Origin of the sequence: Streptomyces sp. cmx-18-6, assembly GCF_046548915.1 — a bacterium.
GTDB lineage: Bacteria > Actinomycetota > Actinomycetes > Streptomycetales > Streptomycetaceae > Streptomyces.
Genome location: NZ_JAEBEP010000001.1, coordinates 52,404 through 79,025, shown reverse-complemented (window position 1 = coordinate 79,025; position 26,622 = coordinate 52,404). Strand labels below are relative to the sequence as shown.

Genomic DNA, 26,622 nt, shown 5'->3' with positions numbered 1-26,622 from the left:
AAGTGATCACCCTTTCCCTCGCCGAGATCGCCTCCATCGTCGGCGGACAGCCGCACGACATACCGGACCCGGCAGTCACCGTCACCGGCCCCGTCGTCAGGGACTCCCGCGAGGTCGAACCCGGCAGCCTCTTCGTCGCGTTCGCCGGCGAGCGCGTGGACGGCCACGACTACGCCCGGCGCGCCGTCGAGGCGGGCGCGGCAGCCGTGCTCGCCGCCCGCCCGGTCGGCGTTCCGGCGATCGTCGTGGACGACGTCCTCGGCGCGCTCGGCGTGCTCGCCCGCACCGTCGTCGAACGCCTCGGCGCCACCGTCGTCGCGCTCACCGGCTCCGCGGGCAAGACGTCCACCAAGGACCTGATCGCCCAGCTCCTTGAGCGCAAGGCCCCCACGGTCTGGACGCCGGGCTCCCTCAACAACGAGATCGGCCTGCCGCTCACCGCCCTCAGCGCCACCCCCCAGACCCAGCACCTGGTCCTGGAGATGGGCGCACGCGGCATCGGCCACATCCACTACCTCGCCGAGCTCACCCCGCCCCGCATCGGCCTGGTCCTCAACGTCGGCTCCGCCCACCTCGGGGAGTTCGGCAGCCGCGAGGCCATCGCCCAGGCCAAGGGCGAACTGGTCGAGGCGCTCCCCGAGGACGGCTGCGCCGTGCTCAACGCCGACGACCACCTCGTACGCGCCATGGCCTCGCGCACCAAGGCCCGGGTTCTGCTCTTCGGAGAAGCCCCGGATGCGGACGTACGGGGAGAGAAGGTCCGGATGACCCCGGACGGGCGGCCCGCGTTCGAGCTCCACACACCCACCGGGTGCAGCGACGTGACCTTGCGCCTGTACGGTGAGCACCACGTGTCGAACGCGCTCGCCGCGGCCGCCGTCGCCCATGAGTTGGGCATGTCCGTGACCGAGATCGCCGATGCGCTCTCGGAGGCGGGCTCCCTCTCCCGCTGGCGCATGGAGGTCACCGAACGCGGGGACGGTGTGACGGTCGTCAACGACGCCTACAACGCGAACCCCGAATCCATGAGAGCCGCACTGCGTGCGCTGGCTGCCATGGGCAAGGCCCGAGCGGCCGAGGGGGGACGCACCTGGGCGGTGCTCGGTCAGATGGCCGAGCTCGGTGACGCATCGCTCGCCGAGCACGACGCGGTCGGACGGATCGCCGTCCGGCTCAACGTCAGCAAGCTCGTCGCTGTCGGGGGGGTCGAAGCCTCCTGGCTGCAACTGGGCGCATATAACGAGGGTTCGTGGGGTGAGGAGTCGGTGCACGTGTCCGACGCACAGGCGGCCGTCGACCTGTTGCGCAGTGAACTGCGCCCGGGAGACGTCGTGCTGGTGAAGGCGTCCCGGTCGGTCGGCCTGGAGAAGGTCGCCCAGGCACTGCTGGAGAACTCGACCGAGGGCGAGGTCGCCGGCCGATGAGGCAGATCCTCTTCGCGGGGGCCATCGGGCTCTTCCTGACCCTGGTCGGGACCCCGCTGCTGATCAAGCTGCTGGCCCGCAAGGGATACGGGCAGTTCATCCGGGACGACGGCCCGCGCACGCACGGCAGCAAGAAGGGCACGCCCACGATGGGCGGCATCGCCTTCATCCTGGCGACGATCATCGCGTACCTCCTGGCGAAGGTGATCACCGGCGAGGACATCCGCTTCTCCGGCGTCCTCGTGCTGTTCCTGATGGCCGGGATGGGCCTCGTCGGCTTCCTCGACGACTACATCAAGATCGTCAAGCAGCGTTCGCTGGGCCTGCGGGCCAAGGCGAAGATGGCCGGGCAGCTGATCGTCGGCATCGCCTTCGCGGTGCTCTCGCTCCAGTTCGCCGACTCCGCCGGCAACACCCCGGCCTCCACCCGGCTCTCCTTCGTGGAGGACTTCGGCTGGTCGATCGGACCGGTGCTGTTCTGCGTCTGGGCGCTGTTCATGATCCTCGCCATGTCCAACGGCGTGAACCTCACGGACGGCCTGGACGGCCTGGCCACCGGCGCTTCGGTGATGGTCTTCGGCGCGTACACCTTCATCGGCCTCTGGCAGTTCCAGGAGTCCTGCGCCAACGCGGACAAGCTCACCAACCCCAGCGCCTGTTTCGAGGTACGCGACCCGCTCGACCTCGCGGTCGTCTCCGCCGCCCTGATGGGCGCGTGCTTCGGCTTCCTGTGGTGGAACACCTCGCCCGCCAAGATCTTCATGGGCGACACCGGCTCGCTCGCCCTCGGCGGCGCGCTCGCGGGCCTCGCGATCTGCTCCCGCACCGAGTTCCTGCTCGCCATCCTCGGCGGCCTCTTCGTGATGATCACCATGTCCGTGGTCATCCAGGTCGGTTCGTTCAAGATGACCGGCAAGCGGGTCTTCCGGATGGCGCCGCTCCAGCACCACTTCGAACTCAAGGGGTGGTCCGAAGTCCTTGTCGTGGTCCGCTTCTGGATCATCCAGGGCATGTGCGTGATCGTCGGACTCGGCCTCTTCTACGCGGGATGGGCAGCCAAGAAGTGAGCACCGTGGACTGGCAGGGCAAGCACGTCACCGTCGCCGGACTCGGCGTCAGCGGCATCCCCGCGGCCCGCGCCCTGCACGAGCGCGGCGCGCTGGTCACCGTCGTCAACGACGGCGACGACGAGCGCGCCCGCGCCCAGGCGGCCGAGCTGGAGGCGCTCGGCGTCACCGTGCGCCTCGGCGACGGAGCGACCCTGCCGCCGTCCACCGAGCTCGTCGTCACCGCCCCCGGCTGGCAGCCGGACAAGCCGCTCTTCGCGGCTGCCGCCGAGGCGGGCGTCGACATCTGGGGCGACGTCGAACTCGCCTGGCGGCTGCGCGGGACCAACGGCCGCGAGCCCGCCCCCTGGCTCGCCGTCACCGGCACCAACGGCAAGACCACCACCGTACGGATGCTGGCCTCGATCCTCCAGGCGGCGGGCCTGCGCACCGCGGCGGTCGGCAACATCGGCGTATCGCTGCTGGACGCGGTGCTCGGGGACGAGGAGTACGACGTCCTCGCCGTCGAGCTCTCCAGCTACCAGCTGCACTGGGCGCCCTCCCTGCGCGCCCACTCCGCCGCCGTCCTCAACCTCGCCCCGGACCACCTCGACTGGCACGGCTCCATGGAGGCGTACGCCGCCGACAAGGGCCGCGTCTACGAGGGCAACACCGTCGCCTGCGTCTACAACGCCGCCGACCCGGCCACCGAGGACCTGGTCCGCGAGGCCGACGTCGAGGAGGGCTGCCGCGCCATCGGCTTCACCCTGGGCGCGCCCGGGCCCTCGCAGCTCGGCGTGGTCGACGGCATCCTCGTCGACCGGGCCTTCGTGAAGAACCGCCAGAAGCAGGCCCAGGAGCTCGCCGAGGTCTCCGACGTCAACCCGCCCGCCCCGCACAACATCGCCAACGCCCTCGCCGCCGCCGCCCTCGCCCGCGCCTTCGGCGTGGAGCCGGCCGCCGTCCGCGACGGGCTGCGCGCCTTCCGCCCCGACGCCCACCGCATCGAACACGTCGCGGACATCGCCGAGGTCGCGTACGTCGACGACTCCAAGGCCACCAACACCCACGCCACCGAGGCGTCCCTCGCCGCCTACGACTCCATCGTCTGGATCGCCGGCGGCCTCGCCAAGGGCGCGACCTTCGACGAGCTGGTCACCGGCGCGGCGAAGCGGCTGCGCGGGGTCGTGCTGATGGGCGCCGACCGCGCGCTGATCCACGAAGCCCTCACGCGACACGCCCCCGAAGTCCCGGTGGTCGACCTCGACCGGACCGACACTGGGGCGATGTCCGAGGCGGTCGAGCAGGCCGCCCGGCTCGCGCGGCCGGGCGATACGGTACTGCTGGCCCCGGCCTGCGCCTCGATGGACATGTTCACCAACTACGTCAAGCGCGGCGAGGCGTTCGCGGACGCGGTCCGCGCCCGCGCCGGGACGAGCGCCTGACCGACCGGGCTCCGCGCCGGGGCCGCGCCCCCGGGGCACGAGCAGTGGAGGGGACAGCGATGCCGGCCGAGAAGAGGTCCGCCGTACGGTCAGGGGCCCGCGAACGGGCGGCGATCCCGCGCCCCCTCCCCCCGGGGGCCCCCGGCCGCAGGCCCCGGCGCGGTGGCGTACGCCGTCTCTACGAGCAGGCACGCCGGGCCTGGGACCGCCCTCTGACCGCCTACTACGTGATCCTCGGCTCCAGCCTCCTGATCACCGTGCTGGGCCTGGTGATGGTCTACTCCGCGTCGATGATCTACGCGTTGAGCATCGACCAGTCGTCGACGTACTTCTTCGGCAAGCAGTTCGTCGCCGCCGTCATCGGGGGCGCGCTCATGCTGGTCGCCTCCAGGATGCCGGTGAAGCTGCACCGCGGACTGGCCTACCCGATGCTCATGATCACGGTCTTCCTGATGGTCCTGGTCCAGGTGCCGGGGATAGGGATCTCCCGCAACGGCAACCAGAACTGGATCTACCTCGGCGGCCCGTTCCAGCTCCAGCCCAGCGAGTTCGGCAAGCTCGCGCTGATCCTGTGGGGCGCCGACCTGCTCGCCCGCAAGCAGGACAAGCGGCTGCTGAGCCAGTGGAAGCACATGCTGGTGCCGCTCGTCCCGGTCGCCTTCATGATCCTCGGGCTGATCATGCTCGGCGGCGACATGGGGACCGCGATCATCCTCACGGCGATCCTGTTCGGCCTGCTCTGGCTGGCCGGCGCCCCCACCCGGCTCTTCGCCGGAGTGCTCGGATTCGCCGCCGTCATCGCGTTCGCACTGATCTGGACCAGCCCCAACCGGATGTCCCGGCTCTCCTGCATGGGCGTCGTCGGCGAACCCGACCCGGAGGCGGGCTGCTACCAGGCGGCCCATGGAATCTACGCTCTGGCGTCCGGCGGATGGTTCGGTTCCGGACTGGGTGCGAGTGTGGAAAAATGGGGTCAACTCCCCGAACCCCACACGGACTTCATCTTCGCGATCACCGGTGAGGAACTGGGTTTGGCGGGGACGCTGTCAGTGCTCGCCCTGTTCGCGGCTCTAGGCTATGCGGGTATCCGCGTGGCCGGACGCACGGAGGACCCCTTCGTGAGGTTTGCCGCGGGAGGCGTGATCACCTGGATCATGGCCCAGGCCGTGATCAACATCGGTGCGGTGCTCGGCCTGTTGCCGATCGCCGGTGTCCCGCTCCCGCTGTTCTCCTACGGAGGGTCCGCCCTGCTGCCGACGATGTTCGCGGTCGGGCTCATGATCGCGTTCGCGCGGGACGATCCCGCCGCGAGGGCGGCCCTGGCCATGCGGAGGCCCGGGGTGAGATGGAAGACGATGAGACGGCGCGTCAAGAGGCGGCCGTCCGGAGAGCGGTGAATTTCGGTGCATGTCGTACTCGCCGGCGGGGGGACCGCCGGACACATCGAGCCCGCGCTTGCCCTCGCAGACGCCCTGCGCAGGCAGGACCCGACCGTGGGAATCACTGCCCTCGGCACGGAACGCGGCCTGGAGACCAGGCTCGTACCCGAGCGGGGGTACGAGCTCGCCCTCATCCCGGCCGTACCGCTGCCCCGCAAACCCACCCCCGAGCTGATCACCGTCCCGGGCCGGCTGCGCGGCACCATCAAGGCTGCCGAGCAGATCCTGGAGCGCACCAAGGCGGACTGCGTGGTCGGCTTCGGCGGTTACGTCGCGCTGCCCGGCTACCTCGCCGCCAAGCGCGTCGGCGTGCCCATCGTCGTCCACGAGGCCAACGCCCGCCCGGGCCTCGCCAACAAGATCGGCTCCCGGTACGCCCACGGGGTCGCCGTCTCCACGCCGGACAGCAAGCTGCGCGGCGCCCGCTACATCGGCATCCCGCTGCGCCGCACCATCGCCACCCTGGACCGCGCCCGGGTCCGCCCGGAGGCCCGCGCCTCCTTCAACCTCGACCCCAACCTGCCCACGCTGCTGGTCTCCGGCGGCTCGCAGGGCGCGCGCCACCTCAACGAGGTCGTCCAGCGGGTCGCGCCGCTGCTCCAGCGCTCCGGGATCCAGATCCTCCATGTGGTCGGCCCGAAGAACGAATTGCCGCGGATCGACAACATGCCCGGGATGCCGCCCTACATCCCGGTACCGTACGTGGACCGGATGGACCTCGCGTACGCCGCGGCCGACATGATGCTCTGCCGCGCGGGCGCGATGACCGTCGCCGAACTCTCCGCCGTCGGGCTCCCCGCCGCCTACGTCCCGCTGCCCATCGGCAACGGCGAACAGCGGCTGAACGCCCAGCCGGTGGTCAACGCCGGCGGCGGCCTGCTGGTGGACGACGCGGCGCTGACCCCCGAGTGGGTGCAGGGCAACGTCCTGCCGGTGCTGGCGGACCCCCACCGGCTGTACGAAATGTCCCGCGCCGCGGCCGAGTTCGGCCGGCGCGACGCCGACGACCTGCTCGTCGGCATGGTGTACGAGGCGATCGCCTCACGTCACTAGGCGTGCGGCGCGAGGCGGTGCGGACCCGGGGCGGGCGCCCCGGGTCCGGCGAAGGAGCGAGCGTGGCCGGACCGACGACCGCCCAGCGCGGCGCAGCGGGGCGTGCGGACACCCCCGCCCGCCCGCCGCACATCGGCCCCGAGGAGCGGCGGCTGAGCCGCCGTACGCTCCTGATCCTGGCCGGCGTCGCGGCCGCCCTGCTCACCGCGTTCACCATCTGGGTGCTGTACGGCTCCTCCTGGCTCCGGGTCGAACGCGTCTCCACCTCCGGGGTGGACGTGCTGACCCGCGAGGAGGTGGAAGCGGTGGCCGCCGCGCCGATCGGCGCCCCCCTGGTCTCCGTGGACACCGGTGCGATGGAAGCCCGGTTGCGCCAGAAGCTGCCCCGTATCGACTCGGTGGACGTCGTACGGTCCTGGCCGCACGGCATCAGCCTGAAGGTGACCGAACGCAAGCCGGTCCTGCTGGTCGAGAAGGGCGCGAAGTTCATCGAAGTGGACGCCACGGGCTTCCGGTTCGCCACGGTGGACCGGCGGCCCGAGGGCGTACCGCTGCTGGAGCTGACGCCCGATCGGTCGGCGAGTCTGCGCCGCTTCGGCGGTGACCGTCTGTTGCGGGAAGCGGTCCGGGTGGCGGGCGACCTGCCCGAGCGACTGGTCAAGGACACCGAAGCCGTGCGGGTCGCCTCGTACGACGCGATCTCCTTGCGGCTCACCCGTGATCGCGAGGTGGTCTGGGGCAGTGGAGAGGATGGGCCGGTGAAGGCGCGTGTTCTCGCCGCCCTGATGAAAGCCGCTCCCAAAGCGGGACACTTCGATGTGAGTGCCCCCACCGCCCCTGCGGTATCGGAGAGTTGACGTGCATTTGCGCTGGCCAGCACCCTGGTTGGTCAGCGCTACGGGTGATCACATAGGGTGAAAAGAAAAACGGGAGGTTCGGCGTGTTCGTTGAACGTGCGCCACTTGTCGACTTAGTGTCCTGTTCGGAAGAGTCCAGGAAGCAGACACACTGGTAACCCTAAACTTGAACGTTAGGGTTTGGGTCGGCGTTCGGACCGTCCCCATCGACATCAGTCGTCGCCGCGGGTCCACCGCAGAGCGACGACACGTAACTCGAGGCGAGAGGCCTTCGACGTGGCAGCACCGCAGAACTACCTCGCAGTCATCAAGGTCATCGGTGTCGGCGGCGGTGGTGTCAATGCCATCAACCGAATGATCGAGGTCGGTCTCAAGGGCGTCGAGTTCATCGCGATCAACACGGACGCACAAGCCCTGTTGATGAGCGACGCCGACGTCAAGCTCGACGTCGGCCGCGAACTCACCCGGGGCCTCGGCGCCGGGGCGAACCCGGCAGTCGGTCGCAAGGCGGCAGAGGACCACCGTGAGGAGATCGAGGAGGTCCTCAAGGGGGCCGACATGGTCTTCGTCACCGCAGGAGAGGGCGGCGGCACCGGAACCGGCGGCGCACCCGTCGTCGCCAACATCGCGCGCTCGCTCGGCGCCCTGACGATCGGTGTGGTCACCCGCCCGTTCACCTTCGAGGGCCGACGACGCGCGAACCAGGCGGAGGACGGCATCGCCGAACTCCGCGAAGAGGTCGACACCCTCATCGTCATCCCCAACGACCGCCTGCTGTCCATCTCGGACCGCCAGGTCAGCGTGCTCGACGCCTTCAAGTCGGCCGACCAGGTACTGCTCTCGGGCGTTCAGGGCATCACCGACCTGATCACCACCCCGGGCCTGATCAACCTCGACTTCGCCGACGTGAAGTCGGTCATGTCCGAGGCCGGATCGGCGCTCATGGGCATCGGCTCGGCGCGCGGCGACGACCGCGCGGTCGCGGCGGCGGAGATGGCGATCTCCTCGCCGCTCCTGGAGGCGTCCATCGACGGCGCCCGCGGCGTCCTGCTCTCCATCTCCGGCGGCAGCGACCTCGGTCTCTTCGAGATCAACGAGGCCGCGCAGCTGGTGAGCGAGGCGGCGCACCCCGAGGCCAACATCATCTTCGGCGCCGTCATCGACGACGCCCTGGGCGACGAGGTCCGGGTCACCGTGATCGCCGCCGGGTTCGACGGCGGACAGCCGCCGGCCCGCCGCGAGAGCGCGCTCGGTGCGAACAGCAACAAGCGGGAGGAGCCGGCCGCCCCGGCCAGGCCCGCCGAGACCGCTCGCGCCTCGGGCGGACTCGGGTCCGTGCCCGCGCGCGAGGAGAGCCCGGCCCCGGCCGAGCCCGCCCCCGCGTCGGCCTCGAACGAGAGCCCGCTGTCGCAGGTCTCTCCGCCGCACGTCCCGCCGGCCCGTCCCTACCAGGACACCCAGGCCGAAGAGCTGGACGTACCGGACTTCTTGAAGTGATAGGCCGGCCTCAGGCGGAACCCGTCACGGGCAGCGCTCACTTCGCCTTCACCGACCGGTGGGGCGGGGTGAGCGCCGCTCCGTACGGTGAGCTCAACCTCGGCGGCGCGGTCGGTGACGACCCCGCCGCCGTCGGCGCGAACCGCGAGCGCGCGGCCCGCCGACTCGGCCTCGACCCGGCCTCGGTCGTCTGGATGAACCAGGTGCACGGCCGGGACGTGGCGGTGGTCGACGGGCCCTGGGGCGCGGACGCGGAGATCCCGGCCGTGGACGCGCTGGTGACCACGCGGCGCGGACTGGCGCTCGCGGTCCTCACCGCCGACTGCACCCCCGTCCTCCTCGTCGACCCGGTCGCCGGAGTCGTCGGGGCGGCGCACGCCGGGCGGCCGGGGCTGGTCGCCGGAGTCGTGCCCGCGGTGGTGGGGGCCATGACCGCGCTGGGCGCACGCCCGTCCCAAATCACCGCCCGCACCGGGCCCGCCGTCTGCGGACGGTGCTACGAAGTGCCGGAGCGGATGCGGGCCGAGGTCGCCGAGGCCGTCCCCGGCACCTGGTCCGAGACCAGCTGGGGGACCCCGGCGGTGGACGTCACCGGCGGAGTCCACGCCCAGCTCGCCGCACTCGGCGTGAGCGACCTGCACCGTTCGCCGGTCTGCACCCGGGAATCGGGCGACCACTTCTCGTACCGCCGCGACCGCACCACCGGGCGGCTCGCCGGATATGTCTGGTTGGACTGATAGGGCATGACGGACCGTAGGGATCAACTCGCGGCGAACCTGGCACAGGTGGAGGAAAGGATCACCTCCGCCTGCGCCGCGGCCGGCCGCAAGCGCGAGGAAGTGACCCTGATCGTGGTCACCAAGACCTACCCCGCGAGCGATGTGCGGATCCTGCATGAACTGGGTGTGCGCCATGTCGCGGAGAATCGTGACCAGGACGCGGCGCCGAAAGCCACCGCTTGTGCGGATCTTTCCCTGACATGGCACTTTGTCGGACAATTGCAGACGAACAAGGTTCGTTCTGTGACGAGTTATGCCGATGTCGTGCAGTCGGTGGACCGGAGCAGGCTGGTCACCGCCCTCTCCGCCGCCGCGGTCCGCGCGGACCGCGAACTCGGCTGTCTCCTCCAGGTCGCCCTGGACGCGGAGAGCGGCGAGCGCGGTGAGCGCGGCGGCGTCGCGCCGGACGGGATCGAGGAGTTGGCGGCCGCCGTCGACGCGGCGGAGGGGCTGCGGCTGGAGGGTCTGATGACCGTCGCGCCGCTGGCCGGACCGTTTGCGGGACGGCAACGGGTCGCTTTCGACCGGCTGATGGAATTCGCCACCCGCCTGCGCGCCGGTCATCCGGCTGCCACCATGGTCTCCGCGGGCATGAGTGCGGACCTGGAGGACGCGGTGGCGGCCGGAGCGACACATGTACGCGTCGGTACGGCGGTACTCGGAGTCCGACCACGCCTCGGGTAACGTCGCGAAGCAAGTCGGACCACAGCAGAAAATATGGTCATTCCCGCCCGGAGCGGGCAGGCCACAGTGGATCGCGGGCACTTGGTGACGAATGCCGATCCACCACAGAGCGGAGGACTCGGAGCATGGCCGGCGCGATGCGCAAGATGGCGGTCTACCTCGGCCTCGTGGAGGACGATGGGTACGACGGTCCGGGGTTCGACCCCGATGACGAATTCGAGCCCGAGCCGGAGCCCGAGCGCGACCGGCGACGGCACCAGCCCCCGCATCAGGTGGAACGGGAGCGCGAGCGCGATCGTGAGCGCGAAAGGGACGAACCGGTGCGAGTGGTGCAACCACCCGCCCAGCGCGAGCCCGTTCAGCTCCCCGCGGAAAGCGTGCGACCCGCCCGGATCGCACCCGTGGCATCCATCACACCTGACCGCCCGAACATGGAGAAGAACGCACCGGTGATCATGCCCAAGGTCGTGTCCGAGCGGGAGCCGTACCGCATCACCACGCTGCACCCCAGGACCTACAACGAGGCCCGTACCATCGGGGAACACTTCCGTGAGGGCACTCCGGTGATCATGAATCTCACGGAGATGGACGATACGGACGCAAAGCGACTTGTCGACTTTGCCGCGGGACTCGTCTTCGGACTCCATGGCAGCATTGAACGCGTGACGCAGAAGGTGTTCCTGTTGTCGCCTGCTAACGTCGATGTCACGGCGGAGGACAAGGCCCGCATCGCAGAGGGCGGATTCTTCAACCAGAGCTGAGAACACGACACCGGGAACAACCCGGCCGCGAGGCCGGAGCTACGAGGGCCAGGGGAGAGGGAAGCGCGGGAGATGGGCGTCGCACTGGATGTTGTCTACATCGCGCTGATGTGTTTCCTCATCGTGCTGATCTTCCGGCTGGTCATGGACTATGTCTTCCAGTTCGCACGTTCATGGCAACCCGGCAAGGCGATGGTGGTCGTACTTGAGGCCACCTACACTGTCACCGATCCACCGCTCAAGCTTCTGCGGCGGTTCATTCCGCCGTTGCGTCTCGGGGGCGTGGCACTCGACCTGTCCTTCTTCGTTCTGATGATCATCGTCTACATCCTGATCAGCGTTGTGGTCAGGTTGTGAGCGATACGGTCTTGCCGACTGCCGACGACTACGTAGAGGTGAAGAAGAGATGCCGTTGACCCCCGAGGACGTGCGGAACAAGCAGTTCACGACCGTCCGCCTCCGAGAAGGCTATGACGAGGACGAGGTCGATGCCTTTCTCGACGAGGTCGAATCGGAGCTGACCCGTCTGCTCCGTGAGAACGAGGACCTGCGCGCCAAGCTGGCCGCCGCGACGCGCGCCGCCGCGCAGAACCAGCAGCAGCAACAGCAGCAGCAGGGTATGCGCAAGCCTCCGGAGCAGCAGGACCGCCCCGGTGCGCCCGTTCCCGCCGCCATATCTGGACCGCCGCAGCAGCAGCAGCCCCCGCAGATGGGTCCGCCCCAGCTGCCCGGTGGCGCGCCGCAGCTGCCTGCCGGCCCGAGCGGCCATGGCCCCCAGGGTGGCCACGGCGGCCCGCAGGGTCCGCACGGCCCCGGCCCGATGCAGGGCGGTCCCATGGGTGGCCCGATGGGCGGCCCCATGGGTCAGCACCCCCAGCAGCAGCAGATGCAGCAGATGCAACAGCCGCAGATGCAGCAGCAGGGGCAGGGCCCCGGTGGCGACAGCGCCGCCCGTGTCCTCTCGCTCGCGCAGCAGACCGCCGACCAGGCGATCGCGGAGGCCCGTTCCGAGGCCAACAAGATCGTCGGCGAGGCGCGCAGCCGTGCCGAGGGCCTGGAGCGCGACGCGCGCGCCAAGGCCGACGCGCTGGAGCGGGACGCGCAGGAGAAGCACCGCGTGGCGATGGGCTCGCTGGAGTCGGCCCGCGCGACGCTGGAGCGCAAGGTCGAGGACCTGCGCGGCTTCGAGCGCGAGTACCGCACGCGGCTGAAGTCCTACCTGGAGAGCCAGCTGCGTCAGCTGGAGACCCAGGCGGACGACTCGCTCGCCCCGCCGCGGACCGCGCCGGCCGCTTCGCTGCCGCCGTCGCCCTCGCTGGCTCCGGCCGGTGCGGGTGCGATGGGTCACTCCATGGGCAGCTCCAACCACGGTGGCCACGGCGGCCAGCAGATGGGTGGCGGCCAGTCCATGGGCGGTGCGCCGTCCTACGGCGGGCAGCAGCAGATGTCGCCCGCGATGACGCAGCCGATGGCACCGGTGCGGCCTCAGGCTCCGCAGCCGATGCAGCAGGCGCCGTCGCCGATGCGTGGGTTTCTGATCGACGAGGACGACAACTGATCGGTTCGCGCTCGCTGAGCGCGTAGCCGTCGGCAGTCACAGGGCCGGGCCCCGGAATTTTCTCCGGGGCCCGGCCCTTTGGCGTGTGGCAGCGCCGCCGTCTGCCGGTGCGGGTGGGGCGCCTGCGGGGGTGGGGGCGCCTGCGGCGGGCTGTTCCCCTACCCGCCCCTTCCCGAAACCGGGGCTCCGCCCCGGGCCCCCTTTCGTCCTCAAGCGCCGGACGGGCTGGTTTTGCGGCTCCGGCCCCCGGGCCCTGCTCCTCAAGCGCCGGACGGGCTGGTTTCGGGGCTCCGCCCCGGACCCCGCTCCTCAAACGCCGGAGGGGCTATCGGTAGCCTCGCCGGCGTTTGAGGAGCGGGGGTTCGGGGCGGAGCCCCTGAGGGGGTACGCCGGAGGGCCCGGCCGGGAAGCTTCCGGCCGGGCCCTCGCAGACGTACGCGCTACCGCTTGCGCAGGCGGAACACCAGCTCCAGGCCCTCGTCCTCGAACGGTTCGCCGTACGTGTCGTCCGCCTCGCCCTCCGCGTAGTCCAGGGCGAGCACCTCCTCGGAGATCAGCGGGGTGTGCTCCGTGAGGGCTTCCACGGTGGCCGGGGACGTGGAGGTCCAGCGGACGGCGATGCGGTCCGCCACGTCCAGGCCGCTGTTCTTGCGGGCCTCCTGGATCAGGCGGATCGCGTCACGGGCCAGGCCCGCGCGGCGCAGTTCCGGGGTGATCTCCAGGTCCAGGGCGACCGTCGCGCCCGAGTCCGAGGCCACCGACCAGCCCTCGCGCGGGGTCTCCGTGATGATGACCTCGTCGGGGGAGAGGGTGATCTGCTCGCCGTCCACCTCCACCGACGCCGTCCCCTCGCGCAGGGCGAGGGAGAGCGCCGCCGCGTCCGCCTCGGCCACAGCCTTGGCCACCGCCTGCACGCCCTTGCCGAACCGCTTGCCCAGCGCCCGGAAGTTCGCCTTGGCCGTGGTGTCGACCAGCGAGCCGCCCACCTCGGAGAGCGAGGCCAGCGATGTGACGTTCAGCTCCTCCGTGATCTGCGCCCGCAGCTCGGGGGAGAGGGAGTCGAAGCCGGCCGCCGCCACCAGCGCGCGCGACAGCGGCTGGCGCGTCTTCACGCCCGACTCCGCCCGCGTGGCCCGGCCCAGCTCCACCAGGCGGCGCACCAGCGCCATCCGGGTCGAGAGGGTGGGGTCGATCGCGGTCAGGTCCGGCTTGGGCCAGGAGGACAGGTGCACCGACTCCGGGGCGTCCGGCGTCACCGGCGTGATCAGGTCCTGCCAGACCCGCTCGGTGATGAACGGGGTCAGCGGGGCCATCAGCCGGGTCACCGTCTCGACGACCTCGTGCAGTGTGCGCAGCGCCGCCTTGTCGCCCTGCCAGAAGCGGCGGCGCGAGCGGCGTACGTACCAGTTGGAGAGGTCGTCCACGAACGCCGAGAGCAGCTTGCCGGCGCGCTGGGTGTCGTACGCCTCCATCGCCGCCGTCATCTGGTCGACCAGCGCGTTGAGTTCGCTGAGCAGCCAGCGGTCCAGGACCGTGCGGTCCGCCGGGGCCGGGTCGGCCTCGGAGGGGGACCAGGACGAGGTGCGGGCGTACAGGGCCTGGAACGCCACCGTGTTCCAGTACGTCAGGAGCGTCTTGCGGACGACCTCCTGGATCGTGCCGTGGCCCACCCGGCGTGCCGCCCACGGGGAGCCGCCCGCCGCCATGAACCACCGCACCGCGTCCGCACCGTGCTGGTCCATCAGCGGGATCGGCTGGAGGATGTTGCCCAGGTGCTTGGACATCTTGCGGCCGTCCTCGGCGAGGATGTGGCCCAGGCAGACCACGTTCTCGTACGAGGATTTATCGAAGACCAGCGTTCCTACCGCCATCAGCGTGTAGAACCAGCCGCGGGTCTGGTCGATGGCCTCCGAGATGAACTGCGCCGGGTAGCGGCTCTCGAAGACTTCCTTGTTCTTGTACGGGTAGCCCCACTGCGCGAACGGCATCGAACCCGAGTCGTACCAGGCGTCGATGACCTCCGGGACCCGGTACGCCTCCAGCTGGCAGTTCTCATGCGAGCAGGTGAAGGTGATCTCGTCGATGAACGGGCGGTGGGGGTCCAGGGACGACTGGTCCGTGCCCGTCAGCTCCGTCAGTTCCGCCCTTGAGCCCACGCACGTCAGGTGGTCGTCCTCGCAGCGCCAGATCGGCAGCGGGGTGCCCCAGTAGCGGTTGCGGGAGAGCGCCCAGTCGACGTTGTTGTTCAGCCAGTCGCCGAAGCGGCCGGTCTTGACCGAGTCCGGGAACCAGTTGGTCTTCTCGTTCTCCTGAAGGAGGCGGTCCTTGATCGCCGTCGTCCTGATGTACCAGGACGGCTGCGCGTAGTAGAGCAGCGCCGTGTGGCAGCGCCAGCAGTGCGGGTAGCTGTGCTCGTACGGAACATGGCGGAAGAGCTTGCCGCGCGCGTCCAGGTCCGCGGTGAGCGCCTCGTCGGCCTTCTTGAAGAAGACGCCGCCGACCAGCGGGAGATCCTCTTCGAAAGTGCCGTCCGGACGGACCGGGTTGACCACCGGGAGGCCGTACGCACGGCAGACCAGGAGGTCGTCGGCGCCGAACGCGGGGGACTGGTGGACCAGACCCGTACCGTCCTCGGTCGTCACGTACTCGGCGTTGACCACGTAGTGGGCTTCCGCGGGGAAGTCGACCAGCGTGAACGGGCGCTCGTAGGTCCAGCGCTCCATCTCCGCGCCGGTGAACGACTGGCCGGTCACCTCCCAGCCCTCGCCGAGGGCCTTCTCCAGGAGGGGTTCGGCGACGACGAGCTTCTCCTCGCCGTCGCTCGCCACGACGTAGCGGACCTCGGGGTGCGCGGCGACCGCCGTGTTGGAGACCAGCGTCCAGGGGGTCGTCGTCCAGACCAGGAGGGCCGCCTCGCCGGCCAGCGGGCCGGACGTGAGGGGGAAGCGGACGAAGACGGAGGGGTCGACGACCGTCTCGTAGCCCTGGGCCAGCTCGTGGTCCGAGAGGCCGGTGCCGCAGCGGGGGCACCAGGGGGCGACCCGGTGGTCCTGGACCAGCAGGTCCTTGTTGAAGATCTCCTTCAGCGACCACCACACGGAGTCCACGTACTCCGGGTCCATCGTGCGGTACGCGTCGTCCAGGTCGACCCAGTACCCCATACGGGTCGTGAGCTCGGCGAAGGCGTCGGTGTGCCGGGTCACCGACTCGCGGCACTTGGCGTTGAACTCGGCGATGCCGAACGCCTCGATGTCCTTCTTGCCGTTGAAGCCCAGCTCCTTCTCCACCGCGAGCTCGACCGGCAGGCCATGACAGTCCCAGCCGGCCTTGCGGCCCACGTGGTAGCCCTGCATGGTGCGGAAGCGGGGGAAGACGTCCTTGAAGACGCGGGCCTCGATGTGGTGCGCGCCGGGCATGCCGTTGGCGGTGGGCGGGCCCTCGTAGAAGACCCACTCCGGGCGGCCCTCGGACTGGTCCAGGCTCTTGGCGAAGACCTTGTTCTCGCGCCAGAAGTCGAGCACGGCGTGCTCCAGCGCGGGCAGGTCGACCTGGGCGGGTACCTGGCGGTACTGCGGCGATGTCATGTGCGGCTTCCTCCGGCGGACGTATTCCACTTCCGTCGGAGGGACGAGAGCGTATCGGCTCCCGCGGTACCACCCTCCTTGGCCCCGGGCGCGTGTGCCCGTGGCCCCCTCATTGGGGTCGCGATGCCGGGTCTAGTGACCTCGGGCCCGTGGGCGGACCCACGGTCCGAGGCTTTCTTCCGGCGGCTCCGGGGTGATCTTCACGACGCGCTCGCCCCCGGGCTCCCACCGTCCCCGGGTCGCTGCTGGCTGCGTACGGCGCTACTCGTCCCGTCCATGCCTCTCGCTGAGCCCAGTGTACGGGCCCGTACGGCTGACGGCCGACCGGTTTAACCGGGGGCCCGCCGTGACCCGAATGGCCAGTCGGGGGCGTACGGAGTCGTCCATGGGGCGCGGGGGCGGATTACCGGGCGGGGAGCTGGGCACAACGGATGCAGGCGCGCCACGACCGGGTACGGGGAGGGGCGAAAAGGCGGCGTGCCCCGTTGCCGCGGGGCTGGGGTCGATTTATCGTCCCAGCACGATTCGCGAGCAAGATCACAATATGTGAAGGGGCCGCGGCCATGGTGGCGAAGAAGACGGCGGAAGAGACCGCGGCCGGGCAGAAGGCCGACGGGAAGCCACCGGCCGATGCCCCGTCCGCCGAGGACGCGGTCGCCGGTGAGGCGTCCGCGAAGAAGACGCCTGCCAAGAAGGCGACGGGCAGGAAAGCGGCGGTCAAGAAGGCAGCGGTCAAGAAGGCGGCCGCGAAAGAAGCGCCCGCCGCCAAGGCGGGTCAGAAGAAGGCGGCTGCCGAGAAGACCGCCGCCGAGAAGAGCACTGCCAAGAGCACCACCACGAAGAGCAGCGCAGCCAAGAAGGCTTCGAAGAAGGCCGCGACGACGGCCACGGGGGCGGCGAAGGCCGCCGAGGAGACGGGAGCCCACACGGTGGTAGCCAAGAAGAGCGCGAGTCGCCCCGCAGCCGGTACGGACGAGGCGGCCGCGGTGCCGCCGGCCCGGGCCGCCGCCGCGACCGCTCCCGGCGAACTGGCGGTACGGCCCGGGGAGGACCCCTGGACGCCCGAGGAGGTCACCGAGGCGCGCACGCTGCTCAGCAGCGAGATCACGCGGCTGCGCGACGAGCTGGAGGCGTCGGGGGCGGCCCTCGCCGGGCTGATGCGGGACTCCGGCGACGGCGCGGGCGACGACGATGCCGACACGGGCACCAAGAACATCACGCGGGAACACGAGCTGTCGCTCGCCGCCCACGCCCAGGAGACGCTGGAGCAGACCGAGCGGGCGCTCGCCCGGCTGGAGGCGGGGACCTACGGGCTCTGCGAGATCTGCGGCAAACCGATCGGAAAGGCGCGGATGCAGGCGTTTCCCCGCGCCACCCTGTGCGTCGAGGACAAGCAGAAGCAGGAGCGGCGGGGCTGACCCCGCACAGGTGTGTCGTACCCTCGTCCTCAGTCAGGCACCTAGGTTGAGGGACTCACGTGGCAGAGGCGGAGCGCATCATCGGTACGCCGGACAATCCCGAGGCCGAGCACCCGGACGAAGGCGGCTCCACCGCCGCCGACGCCGCCGTGAACGCGGGCCGGGGCAAGCGCAGGATCCTGGTGCTCCTCGGCGTCGCCGTCGTCGCCTACCTGCTGGACCTGGTCAGCAAGATGATCGTGGTCGCCAAGCTGGAGCACCAGCCGCCGATCGACATCATCGGGGACTGGCTCCAGTTCCGGGCGCTGCGCAACCCGGGCGCGGCGTTCGGGATCGGCGAGGCGTTCACGGTGATCTTCACCATCATCGCGGCCGGTGTGATCGTGGTCGTCATCCGCCTCGCCCGCAAGCTCTTCAGCCTGCCGTGGGCCATCGCCCTGGGCCTTCTCCTGGGCGGTGCGCTCGGCAACCTCACCGACCGGATCTTCCGCGCGCCCGGTGTGTTCGAAGGGGCGGTGGTCGACTTCATCGCCCCCAAGCACTTCGCCGTCTTCAACCTCGCGGACTCCGCCATCGTGTGCGGCGGCATCCTCATCGTGATCCTCTCCTTCAAGGGCCTGGACCCGGACGGGACCGTCCACAAGGACTGACTGTCCACAGGCGTCGACCGTCCGCGGGGAGTGACTGTCCACAGGCGTCGACCGGGCGGCGCGGGCAGCGGTGGGCGCAAGGCATACTCGACAGGTGAGTACGCACCCCGAGATCCGCACCCTGCCCGTACCGGACGGCCTGGAAGGCGAGCGTGTCGACGCCGCCATCTCCAGGATGTTCGGTTTCTCCCGCACCAAGGCCGCCGAGCTGGCCGCTGCCGGGAAGGTCCAGGTGGACGGTTCGGTGGCCGGCAAGTCCGAGCGCGTGCACGGCGGCGCCTGGCTGGAGGTCGAGATGCCGCAGGCGCCCGCCCCCGTCCAGGTCGTGGCCGAGCCCGTCGAGGGCATGGAGATCGTCCACGACGACGACGACATCGTGGTCATCATGAAGCCGGTCGGCGTCGCGGCCCACCCCAGCCCCGGCTGGACCGGCACCACCGTCATCGGCGGCCTCGCCGCCGCCGGGTACCGCATCTCGACGTCCGGCGCCGCCGAGCGCCAGGGCATCGTGCACCGCCTCGACGTCGGCACCTCCGGCCTGATGGTCGTCGCCAAGTCCGAGCGCGCCTACACCCTGCTCAAGGCCCAGTTCCGCGACCGGGTCGTCGACAAGAAGTACCACGCGCTCGTCCAGGGCCACCCGGACCCGATGAGCGGCACCATCGACGCCCCCATCGGACGCCACCCCAACCACGACTACAAGTGGGCGGTCACCGCCGAGGGCAAGCCTTCGGTGACCCACTACGACCTGATCGAGGCGTACCGCGCCGCCAGCCTCCTGGACATCAAGCTGGAGACCGGCCGCACCCACCAGATCCGGGTCCACATGTCCGCCCACCGCCACCCCTGCGTCGGCGACCTGACGTACGGGGCGGACCCGACCCTGGCCAAGCGGCTCGGGCTGACCCGGCAGTGGCTGCACGCGGTGCGCCTGGGCTTCGAGCACCCGAGCGACGGAAGCTGGGTGGAGTTCTCCAGCACCTACCCGGCCGACCTCCAGCACGCCCTGGACACCATCTCCGCGGAGAGCCAGTGACCGCCGCTCCACCCCCGTACAGCACCCGCAGGGCCGTCGACGACGGTGACCTGCAAGCCTGCTTCCAGGTGCGCAAGGACGTCTTCGTCGGTGAGCAGAACGTGCCCGAGGAGATCGAGTACGACGCCCACGACGCCACCGCCGTGCATGTGCTGGCCGTCGCGGCGGACGGCACGGCGCTCGGCACGGGGCGGCTGCTGCACGGCGCGGACGCGGCCGGGAAGACCGGCGGCGACCTCACCGCCGGCTCGCTCGGCCGGCTGGCCGTGAGCGCGCGGGCGCGCGGCCTCGGCGTCGGCGCGGCGCTGGTGCGCGCCATCGAGGACGAGGCGCGGAAGCTGGGGCTGGCCGCCGTGGACCTGCACGCCCAGACGCACGCCCTCGGCTTCTACGAACGGCTCGGTTACGTCGCGTACGGCCCCGAGTTCCCGGACGCGGGCATTCCGCACCGGGCGATGCGCCGGGAGATCCGAGCCGCCTGAGCTCGCGCCGTGCGGGGGGTCTCGTGCTCCTCGTGAACCGTGCGTGGCAGGGTGGAGGCCCTGCCCGGCCGTTGCCCCGGCCGGGCTCCCGACGGCCGCTCACCCCGGCCGGACCCACAGGCACGGCACAGCCGTGACCTGGACGTCGGCCCGGTGAGAGGCCCGGAACCGTACGCTCCGGAAGGCCCCTCCCGTGGATCAAATGGCCCTGCTGCTCCTGCTGCTGCTCGGAGCCGTGGTCACGGTGCCGCTCGGCGCCCGCCTGGGGCTGCCGGCACCGGTCCTGATGACCCTCGCCGGTATCGCGATGGCGTTCGCGCCCTTCGTGCCGACCGTCGCCATCCCGCCCGAGATCATCCTCCCGGCCCTGCTGCCGCCGCTGCTGTACGCCTCCGTGCAGCGCACCTCCTGGCGGCAGTTCGCCGCCAACAAACGCCCGATCTTCCTGCTGGCCGTCGCCCTGGTCTTCGTCACCACGGCCGCCGTCGCCGCGGTCGCCAACTCGATCGTTCCCGGGCTGCCGATCGCCGCCGCCGTCGCCCTCGGCGCGCTCGTGGCCCCGCCCGACCCGGTCGCCGCGACCGCCGTCGCCGGCTCGGTCGGGCTGCCCCGCCGGCTCGTCTCCATCCTGGAGGGCGAGGGGCTCTTCAACGACGTCACCGCCATCGTGCTCTACCACGTGGCCATCGCCGCGGCGGTGAGCGGCACTTTCTCGCTGCCCCAGGCATTCGGGCTGCTGATCCTCTCCGCCGTGGTCGCGGTCGCGGTGGGCCTCGCCCTCGGCTGGCTCACCATCAAGCTGATGGGGCTGCTCGGCGACGCCACCCTCCAGGTCGGCCTGAGCCTGCTGGTGCCCTTCGTGAGTTACGTCCTGGCGGAGGAGCTGATGGGCTCCGGCGTGCTCGCCGTCCTCACCACGGCGCTCTTCCTCGCCCAGCACACCGCCGACGCCGACGACGTGCTGGGCCGGCTCACCGGACGCACCTTCTGGGAGATCGTCGACACCCTGGTCACCGGAGTGGCCTTCGGGCTGATCGGCCTGGAGCTGCACAGCGTCTTCGGCACCTCAGACGGGCGGGAGTTCCAGATGCTCGGCTGGGGGCTCGCGATCGTCGGGGTCGTCGTCGGCGTACGGCTGGCCTGGCTGCTGCCCGCGACCTGGCTCGCCAAGCGGCTGCACACCCGGCGGGACGTCAGCGAGGAGATCCCGACCAGCTGGCGGGAGACCGTCGTCATGTGGTGGGCCGGGATGCGCGGGGTGGCCTCCGTGGCGCTGGCGCTGGCGATCCCCCTGGAGACCGACGACGGACAGCCCTTCCCCGGCCGCGAGGAGATCATCTTCATCGCCTTCGCCGTGATCATGGCCACTCTCGTCTTCCAGGGGCTCACCCTGCCCTGGCTGGTCCGCAAGCTCGGCGTGCGCGCCGACAGCGACGCCGAAGAGGCCCTGGAGCGGGAGCTCGCCCTGCGCGCCGCCAAGGCCGCCAAGCACCGGCTCAAGGAGATCCAGGAGGTCGAGGAGTTCCCGGAGGAGGTCGTGGAACGGCTCCAGCGCGCCGCGTACGACATCGGGGCCCGGATCAACCCGGAGATCGTCGACGAGGAGCGGCGCGAGGCGTACGCGCAGCGCGCCGAGCGGTTCAAGGCGGTCAGCCGCGTCCAGCGCGAGATGATGTCGGCCGCCCGCCACGAGGTGCTCTCCGCCCGCAACGAGGCCGGCTCCGACCCCGAGGTCGTGGACCGGGTGCTGCGCTACCTGGACTTCCGCTCCCTGCGCTGAGCGTTCCGGAGGGCGGGCCCCGGGGGCGTACGGAAACCGGGGGCCCGCATTCCGGGGCGTACGGGATCGTCCGCGCCGCCCCCCGGGCGTACGGGGCCTCAGCCGCGGCCGGTCCTGGGGGCCTTGGAGTCGTCCAGGTCGCGGGAGGGGCCCGACCCGTTGCGGCCGGCCAGGACCTCCGCGCCCGTCAGCTCCGCCCACTGCTCGCCCGGCGGCAGAGCGGCGGGGGAGGTGGCCAGGCGCGGCAGCGCGTACGGGTGGTGGTCGCGCAGCCAGCCGATCAGCTGCTCGCGCACCGCGCAGCGCACCGTCCAGATGTCGTTCGCGTCCTTCGCGGTGACCACGGCCCGCACCTCGATCGTGGTGGGGGTCGTGTCGGTGACCGCGAGCGACCAGTCCCGGCCGTCCCACGCGGCGATGTCGCCGAGGATGTCCCGCAGCTTCCGGCGCATCGCGGCCACCGGCGCGGCGTGGTCGAGGTGGAAGAAGACCGTGCCGGTCATCTGGACCCCGCCGCGCGACCAGTTCTCGAACGGCTTGCTGGTGAAGTACGAGACCGGCATCGTGATCCGCCGCTCGTCCCAGGTCCGTACCGCCAGGAACGTCAGCGTGATCTCCTCGATGGTGCCCCACTCGCCGTCCACCACCACGGTGTCCCCGAGCCGGACCATGTCCCCGAAGGCGATCTGGAGACCGGCGAAGAGGTTGCCCAGGGTCGACTGGGCGGCCACGCCGGCGACGATGCCGAGCACACCGGCCGAGGCCAGCATCGAGGTGCCGACCCCGCGCATCGCCGGGAACGTCAGCAGCATCGCCGCGATGGCGACGACCGTCACGACCGCTATGACGACCCGCTGGATCAACGTCACCTGTGTACGGACCCGGCGCACCCGGGCCGGATCGCGGGTGGACGTCGCGTACCGGGCGTAACTGGACTCCACGACCGTCGCGGCGGCCCGGACCACCAGCCACGCCGAGGCGCCGATCAGCACCAGGGAGAGGGCCTGACCGATCCCGACCCGGTGCTCCCACACCCAGGCGATGCCCGACTGGCGGTAACTGCCGCGCAGCAGCGCGGTGATGACCACCACCTGCAACGGTGGCCGGCAGCGCCGCAGCAGACCCCAGAGCGGGGTCTCGTGGTGGCGGCCGTCGGCCCGGCGCAGCAGCCGGTCGACCAGCCAGCCGACCAGCAGGGTGATCACCACGGAACCGCCGATGACCATCAGCGGGCGCAGCACGTTCTCCATCGCCTCGTCCTCCAAGCTGTGGGGCACAACTGGCACCATGGGCCTCATGAACATCATGCTTTTCCACTCGACCTACGGGTTCAGGCCCGCGGTGCACGCGGCGGCGGCACGTCTGAGGGACGCCGGCCACGAGGTGCGCGTGCCCGATCTCTTCGAGGGGCACACCTTCGACACGGTGGAGGAAGCCAGGGTCTTCAAGGAGGAGGTCGGCAAGGAGGAGCTGCTGAAACGCGCCGTGCTGGCCGCCGCCCCCTACTCCGACCAGGGCCTCGTCTACGCCGGTTTCTCCCTCGGGGCCGCGGTCGCGCAGACGTTGGCCCTGGGCGACGCGAAGGCGCGCGGGCTGCTGCTGTTCCACGGCACGTCGGACATCGCCGAGAACGCCTCGGTGGAGGAACTGCCCGTCCAGCTGCACGTCGCGGACCCGGACCCCTTCGAGCCGCACGACTGGCTGAACAGCTGGTACCTCCAGATGCAGCAGACCGGGGCGGACGTGGAGATCTACCGCTACCCCGGGGCCGGCCACCTGTTCACCGACCCCGATCTGCACGACTACGACCAGGCTGCCGCCGAGCAGACCTGGAAAGTCGCGCTCGGCTTCCTGGCCACGCTGTAGGAGCCCTCAGCCCTCAGCCCTCAGTTCTCGGCCCTCAGCCCTCAGTCCTCGGCCCCAAGTCCTCAGCGCACCGGGCGGTCCATTTGCGAGCGCCCGGCGGTGACGTCCAGGACGCCATAGCCGTGCGAGTCCAGGTGGCGGGCGGCGGAGAGGCCGGGGCCGGGCGACCCGACCCGGGCCCTCCGCCGCCCGAAGGCGCTACGCCTTCAGCGCCTTGTCGACCGCCGCCGTGAACGCGGCCGCCGTCATCGGGGCGGCGTCGCTGCCTTCGGAGGTGACCGGCTTGCCGTCCATCTTCAGCGTGGGCGTGCCCTCCACCCCGCTCTTGCTGAACGCGGCGGACATCTTCATCGCCCAGGCGTCGTACGTGCCGTCCTCGACGTCCTTCTGGAACGCCTTGTCGCCCTTCAGCGCGTCCACCGAGTCCGCGACCTCGATGAGATAGCTGTCCTTGGCGAACTTGTCGTCGCGCTCCTCCGGGTGGAACTTCGCGGAGTACAGCGCGGCCTTGTAGTCGAGGAACGCCTCGGGGCTCACGTTCAGCGCCGCGCCCAGCGCGCTCAGGGCGTTCTTGGAGCCCTCGCCACTGGCCATGTTGTCGATGAAGGTCGCACCGACGTACTTGACCTTGTACTTGCCGTCCTCGACGTCCTTCGCGAGGGTCTCGCCGACAGCCTGCTCGAACGTGGCGCAGACCGGGCAGCGGGAGTCCTCGTACAGCTCCAGGGTCTTCTTGGCGTCGGACTTGCCGATCACCACGGTGGTGCCGTTCTCGCCGGAGGCGTTCTTCGGCACGCTGACGTTCTTCGCGTCGGCGGCGGCCTCCCAGGCGTCCGGCTTGTTCAGCTGCATCACGCCGTAGCTGATGCCGCCGACGACGGCGAGGGCGGCGACGACCGAGACGGCGACGACGACCTGCTTGCGGGTCCGGTCCCTCTTGGCCTGGGCCTCGCGCTCGGCGCGCAGCCGCTCACGGGCGGCAGCCTTGTTGGCCTGGTTGTTGCGCTTGCTCATGATCGTTCTCCGTGCGTGCGTATGTGCGTGGGGAGTGGAAGGGGTGCTGCTCGACGTCGGCCGTCCTGCCCTCAGGCAGCGGCGGCGTACGCGGTGAGCGGCGGCCCCCTCCGTCCCACGGAGTGCACGAGGAGGCGGGCGGGGCAGAGCGGGTGCACGCGCCCGGCGGTCCGCGGCCGGCGGGCCGCCGACCGGACGCTCCCGCGCACCACGGCGACCGCGACGAGCAGGGGCCGGAAGGCCACCAGGGCCGCCGCGCGCAGCAGCCCCGCGAGCGCCGCCTCGCCCCGGCGCAGCCACGCCGCGGCGAGCAGCCCCACGGCCACATGGGCGGCGAGCAGCAGCCACGGCACGGCGGGTCCTGGCTGCGCCAGCAGGGCCGCCGCGCGGTCGCCCGCACCGGTCACCCCGGCGAGCGGGGTGCCCACCGTGCCGACGCCCGCCAGGTGCGCCCCGGCCGCACCGGCCTCGCCGCCGCCGCACAGCACGTCGAAGCCCACCGAACGCAGCGGGCCCGCGATGGGCCCGCCGGCCGCCCCGTAACAGAGGTGCTGGCCGGCGGTGAAGAGCGTGTCGGCGGCCAGCTCCAGCGGGACGAGCAGCCCCGCTATCGCGCCGAAGCCGCGCTCCCGGCCGGCCAGTGCGTAGGCGACGGCGAAGACGACGCCGGCGAGCAGCGCCACCGCGGCCAGCGGCAGCGGGACCCCGGAGAGCAGCACATGGGACGCCGTGGACAGGGTGACGACGAGCGCGGCGAAAAGCGCCGCGCGCGCCACCCTGAGCTGCGTCCCTGAGATGTCCATCGCCGGAAAGTGTGTCATGTGCTGAGGTAGGAGGAGATTAAAAGAGGCTGAGATTGAGTCCCGGGACACATGCCCTGGTCACAGCCCCGGGATCTTCCCGTTGCGGAAGAGGTCCACGAAGATCTGGTGGTCCGCGCGGGCCCTGGCCCCGTAGCTGTGGGCGAAGTCGACCAGCAGCTCCCCGAACCCCTCCTCGTCGGCCGCGATGGCCGCGTCGATGGCCCGCTCCGTGGAGAACGGCACCAGCGAGTGCCCGCTCTCGTCGTCCGCCGCCGCGTGCATGGAGGCGGTCGCCCGGCCCAGGTCGGCGACGACCGCCGCGATCTCGTCCAGCTCGTCTATCTCGGACCAGTCCAGGTCGACCGCGTACGGCGAGACCTCGGCGACCAGCTGGCCCGCGCCGTCCAGCTCGGTCCAGCCCAGCCACGGGTCCGCGTGCGCCTGGAGCGCCCGCTGCGAGATCACCGTGCGGTGGCCCTCGTGCTGGAAGTAGTCCCGCACGGCGGCGTCCGTGATGTGCCGGGAGACCGCCGGGGTCTGCGCCTGCTTGAGGTAGATCACCACATCGTTCTCCAGGGCGTCGCTGTTGCCCTCCAGGAGGATGTTGTACGAGGGCAGCCCGGCGGAGCCGATGCCGATGCCCCGGCGGCCCACCACGTCCTTCACCCGGTAGGAGTCGGGGCGGGACAGGCTCGACTCCGGCAGCGTCTCCAGATAGCCGTCGAACGCGGCCAGCACCTTGTACCGCGTCGCGGCGTCCAGGTCGATCGCGCCGCCGCCGTCCGCGAACCGGCGCTCGAAGTCCCGGATCACCGTCATCGAGTCCAGCAGCGAGAAGCGGGTCAGCGAGCGGGCGGTCCGCAGCGCGCCCAGCAGCGGGCCCTGAGCCGTGTCCAGCGTGAAGGGCGGCACCTCGTCGTTCTTCGCGCCCGTCGCCAGGGCGTGGACGCGCTCCCGGTAGGCCCCGGCGAAGATCCGGACCAGGTCGGTGATCTGCTCGTCGGCCAGGGCCTTGGCGTAGCCGATCAGCGCCACGGAGGCGGCGAAGCGCTTCAGGTCCCAGGTGAAGGGGCCCACGTACGCCTCGTCGAAGTCGTTGACGTTGAAGACGAGACGGCCGTGGGCGTCCATGTAGGTGCCGAAGTTCTCCGCGTGCAGATCGCCGTGGATCCAGACCCGGCCGGTGCGCTCGTCCAGATACGGGCCGCCGCGCTGCTCTCGCTCCAGATCGGTGTAGAACAGGCAGGCCGTGCCCCGGTAGAACGCGAAGGCCGAGCCCGCCATCTTGCGGAACTTGACCCGGAAAGCGGCCGGATCGGCGGCCAGCAGCTCCCCGAAGGCGGTGTCGAAAATGGCGAGAATCTGCTCCCCGCGCCGCGCTGCGCCGGTCTGCGTCTCCGACATTTCTTGCTGCCTCCCGCTGTAGCTGGCGTGCCTGGCCGGACC

Annotated in this window: 23 protein-coding genes; 18 read left to right on the top strand and 5 right to left on the bottom strand. The window is 70.9% G+C overall.

Annotated elements, in window-relative coordinates; genetic code table 11:
- Positions 1 to 2: 2 nt before the first annotated feature.
- The 12 genes from ACLJPL_RS00345 to ACLJPL_RS00290 all read left to right on the top strand — a co-directional run bounded on the left by ACLJPL_RS00345 (position 3) and on the right by ACLJPL_RS00290 (position 12,543).
- Positions 3 to 1,424, top strand: coding sequence for a UDP-N-acetylmuramoyl-tripeptide--D-alanyl-D-alanine ligase (locus tag ACLJPL_RS00345; protein ID WP_411078594.1), 1,422 nt, complete (start codon positions 3 to 5; stop codon positions 1,422 to 1,424).
- Positions 1,421 to 2,491: a phospho-N-acetylmuramoyl-pentapeptide-transferase gene (mraY, locus tag ACLJPL_RS00340; protein WP_411078593.1), complete on the top strand. Its 1,071-nt coding sequence runs from the start codon at positions 1,421 to 1,423 to the stop codon at positions 2,489 to 2,491. The genes ACLJPL_RS00345 and mraY overlap by 4 nt, the downstream gene beginning before the upstream one ends.
- Positions 2,473 to 3,915: a UDP-N-acetylmuramoyl-L-alanine--D-glutamate ligase gene (gene murD, locus ACLJPL_RS00335; RefSeq protein WP_411078592.1), complete on the top strand. Its 1,443-nt coding sequence runs from the start codon at positions 2,473 to 2,475 to the stop codon at positions 3,913 to 3,915. The genes mraY and murD overlap by 19 nt, the downstream gene beginning before the upstream one ends.
- Positions 3,916 to 3,974: 59 nt before the next feature.
- Positions 3,975 to 5,312 carry a putative lipid II flippase FtsW gene (gene ftsW / locus ACLJPL_RS00330; protein WP_411078591.1) on the top strand — a complete coding sequence of 446 codons (1,338 nt, stop codon included), beginning with the start codon at positions 3,975 to 3,977 and terminating at the stop codon, positions 5,310 to 5,312.
- 6 nt (positions 5,313 to 5,318) lie between these two features.
- Entirely contained in the window at positions 5,319 to 6,407 is a 1,089-nt protein-coding gene (gene murG / locus ACLJPL_RS00325; RefSeq protein WP_411078590.1) for an undecaprenyldiphospho-muramoylpentapeptide beta-N-acetylglucosaminyltransferase, read from the top strand.
- 62 nt (positions 6,408 to 6,469) lie between these two features.
- Positions 6,470 to 7,264: a cell division protein FtsQ/DivIB gene (locus ACLJPL_RS00320; RefSeq protein ID WP_411078589.1), complete on the top strand. Its 795-nt coding sequence runs from the start codon at positions 6,470 to 6,472 to the stop codon at positions 7,262 to 7,264.
- 276 nt (positions 7,265 to 7,540) lie between these two features.
- On the top strand, positions 7,541 to 8,761 hold the full coding sequence (ftsZ, locus tag ACLJPL_RS00315) for a cell division protein FtsZ (protein ID WP_411078588.1): 1,221 nt from the start codon (positions 7,541 to 7,543) through the stop codon (positions 8,759 to 8,761).
- The gene (gene pgeF / locus ACLJPL_RS00310) at positions 8,758 to 9,498 is read left to right on the top strand and encodes a peptidoglycan editing factor PgeF (RefSeq protein WP_411078587.1); all 741 of its coding nucleotides are present in this window, start codon (positions 8,758 to 8,760) and stop codon (positions 9,496 to 9,498) included. Before ftsZ ends, pgeF begins: the two co-directional genes overlap by 4 nt.
- A 6-nt stretch (positions 9,499 to 9,504) precedes the next feature.
- Entirely contained in the window at positions 9,505 to 10,224 is a 720-nt protein-coding gene (locus tag ACLJPL_RS00305; RefSeq protein WP_411078586.1) for a YggS family pyridoxal phosphate-dependent enzyme, read from the top strand.
- 125 nt (positions 10,225 to 10,349) lie between these two features.
- Positions 10,350 to 10,985 carry a cell division protein SepF gene (locus ACLJPL_RS00300; RefSeq protein ID WP_411078585.1) on the top strand — a complete coding sequence of 212 codons (636 nt, stop codon included), beginning with the start codon at positions 10,350 to 10,352 and terminating at the stop codon, positions 10,983 to 10,985.
- A gap of 72 nt (positions 10,986 to 11,057) precedes the next feature.
- A complete protein-coding gene (locus tag ACLJPL_RS00295) occupies positions 11,058 to 11,342 on the top strand; it encodes a YggT family protein (RefSeq protein WP_006123846.1) in 285 nt (94 codons plus the stop codon).
- A gap of 49 nt (positions 11,343 to 11,391) precedes the next feature.
- On the top strand, positions 11,392 to 12,543 hold the full coding sequence (locus tag ACLJPL_RS00290) for a DivIVA domain-containing protein (RefSeq protein ID WP_411078584.1): 1,152 nt from the start codon (positions 11,392 to 11,394) through the stop codon (positions 12,541 to 12,543).
- Positions 12,544 to 12,983: 440 nt separating this feature from the next.
- On the opposite strand, the gene ileS is transcribed toward ACLJPL_RS00290, so the two are convergent.
- Entirely contained in the window at positions 12,984 to 16,127 is a 3,144-nt protein-coding gene (gene ileS / locus ACLJPL_RS00285; RefSeq protein ID WP_411078583.1) for an isoleucine--tRNA ligase, read from the bottom strand.
- Positions 16,128 to 16,690: 563 nt separating this feature from the next.
- On the opposite strand from ileS, the gene ACLJPL_RS00280 reads away from it, so the two are divergent.
- The 5 genes from ACLJPL_RS00280 (at position 16,691) to ACLJPL_RS00260 (ending at position 21,493) form a co-directional block, all read left to right on the top strand.
- Entirely contained in the window at positions 16,691 to 17,545 is an 855-nt protein-coding gene (locus tag ACLJPL_RS00280) for a TraR/DksA family transcriptional regulator (protein ID WP_411078582.1), read from the top strand.
- Positions 17,546 to 17,604: 59 nt separating this feature from the next.
- A complete protein-coding gene (gene lspA, locus ACLJPL_RS00275; RefSeq protein ID WP_411078581.1) occupies positions 17,605 to 18,195 on the top strand; it encodes a signal peptidase II in 591 nt (196 codons plus the stop codon).
- Between the two features lie 94 nt (positions 18,196 to 18,289).
- On the top strand, positions 18,290 to 19,231 hold the full coding sequence (locus ACLJPL_RS00270; RefSeq protein WP_403208927.1) for an RluA family pseudouridine synthase: 942 nt from the start codon (positions 18,290 to 18,292) through the stop codon (positions 19,229 to 19,231).
- Positions 19,228 to 19,713 (top strand): GNAT family N-acetyltransferase, encoded by a 486-nt coding sequence (locus ACLJPL_RS00265; RefSeq protein WP_411078580.1) that lies wholly within the window; start codon positions 19,228 to 19,230, stop codon positions 19,711 to 19,713. The genes ACLJPL_RS00270 and ACLJPL_RS00265 overlap by 4 nt, the downstream gene beginning before the upstream one ends.
- A 193-nt stretch (positions 19,714 to 19,906) precedes the next feature.
- A complete protein-coding gene (locus tag ACLJPL_RS00260) occupies positions 19,907 to 21,493 on the top strand; it encodes a Na+/H+ antiporter (RefSeq protein ID WP_411078579.1) in 1,587 nt (528 codons plus the stop codon).
- 98 nt (positions 21,494 to 21,591) lie between these two features.
- Here the strand turns inward: ACLJPL_RS00260 and ACLJPL_RS00255 are convergent, their stop codons facing one another.
- Complete coding sequence (locus tag ACLJPL_RS00255) at positions 21,592 to 22,743, bottom strand: mechanosensitive ion channel family protein (protein ID WP_411078578.1); 1,152 nt, start codon at positions 22,741 to 22,743, stop codon at positions 21,592 to 21,594.
- 37 nt (positions 22,744 to 22,780) lie between these two features.
- Here ACLJPL_RS00255 and ACLJPL_RS00250 point away from each other — a divergent pair, with 37 nt between their 5' ends.
- Positions 22,781 to 23,359: a dienelactone hydrolase family protein gene (locus ACLJPL_RS00250; protein ID WP_411079418.1), complete on the top strand. Its 579-nt coding sequence runs from the start codon at positions 22,781 to 22,783 to the stop codon at positions 23,357 to 23,359.
- Positions 23,360 to 23,557: 198 nt separating this feature from the next.
- Here the strand turns inward: ACLJPL_RS00250 and ACLJPL_RS00245 are convergent, their stop codons facing one another.
- The 3 genes from ACLJPL_RS00245 to ACLJPL_RS00235 all read right to left on the bottom strand — a co-directional run bounded on the left by ACLJPL_RS00245 (position 23,558) and on the right by ACLJPL_RS00235 (position 26,580).
- On the bottom strand, positions 23,558 to 24,373 hold the full coding sequence (locus ACLJPL_RS00245) for a DsbA family protein (protein WP_411078577.1): 816 nt from the start codon (positions 24,371 to 24,373) through the stop codon (positions 23,558 to 23,560).
- A gap of 71 nt (positions 24,374 to 24,444) precedes the next feature.
- The gene (locus ACLJPL_RS00240) at positions 24,445 to 25,176 is read right to left on the bottom strand and encodes a hypothetical protein (protein ID WP_411078576.1); all 732 of its coding nucleotides are present in this window, start codon (positions 25,174 to 25,176) and stop codon (positions 24,445 to 24,447) included.
- A 78-nt stretch (positions 25,177 to 25,254) separates the two neighbouring features.
- Positions 25,255 to 26,580, bottom strand: coding sequence for a DUF2252 domain-containing protein (locus ACLJPL_RS00235; protein ID WP_411078575.1), 1,326 nt, complete (start codon positions 26,578 to 26,580; stop codon positions 25,255 to 25,257).
- Positions 26,581 to 26,622: the final 42 nt, after the last annotated feature.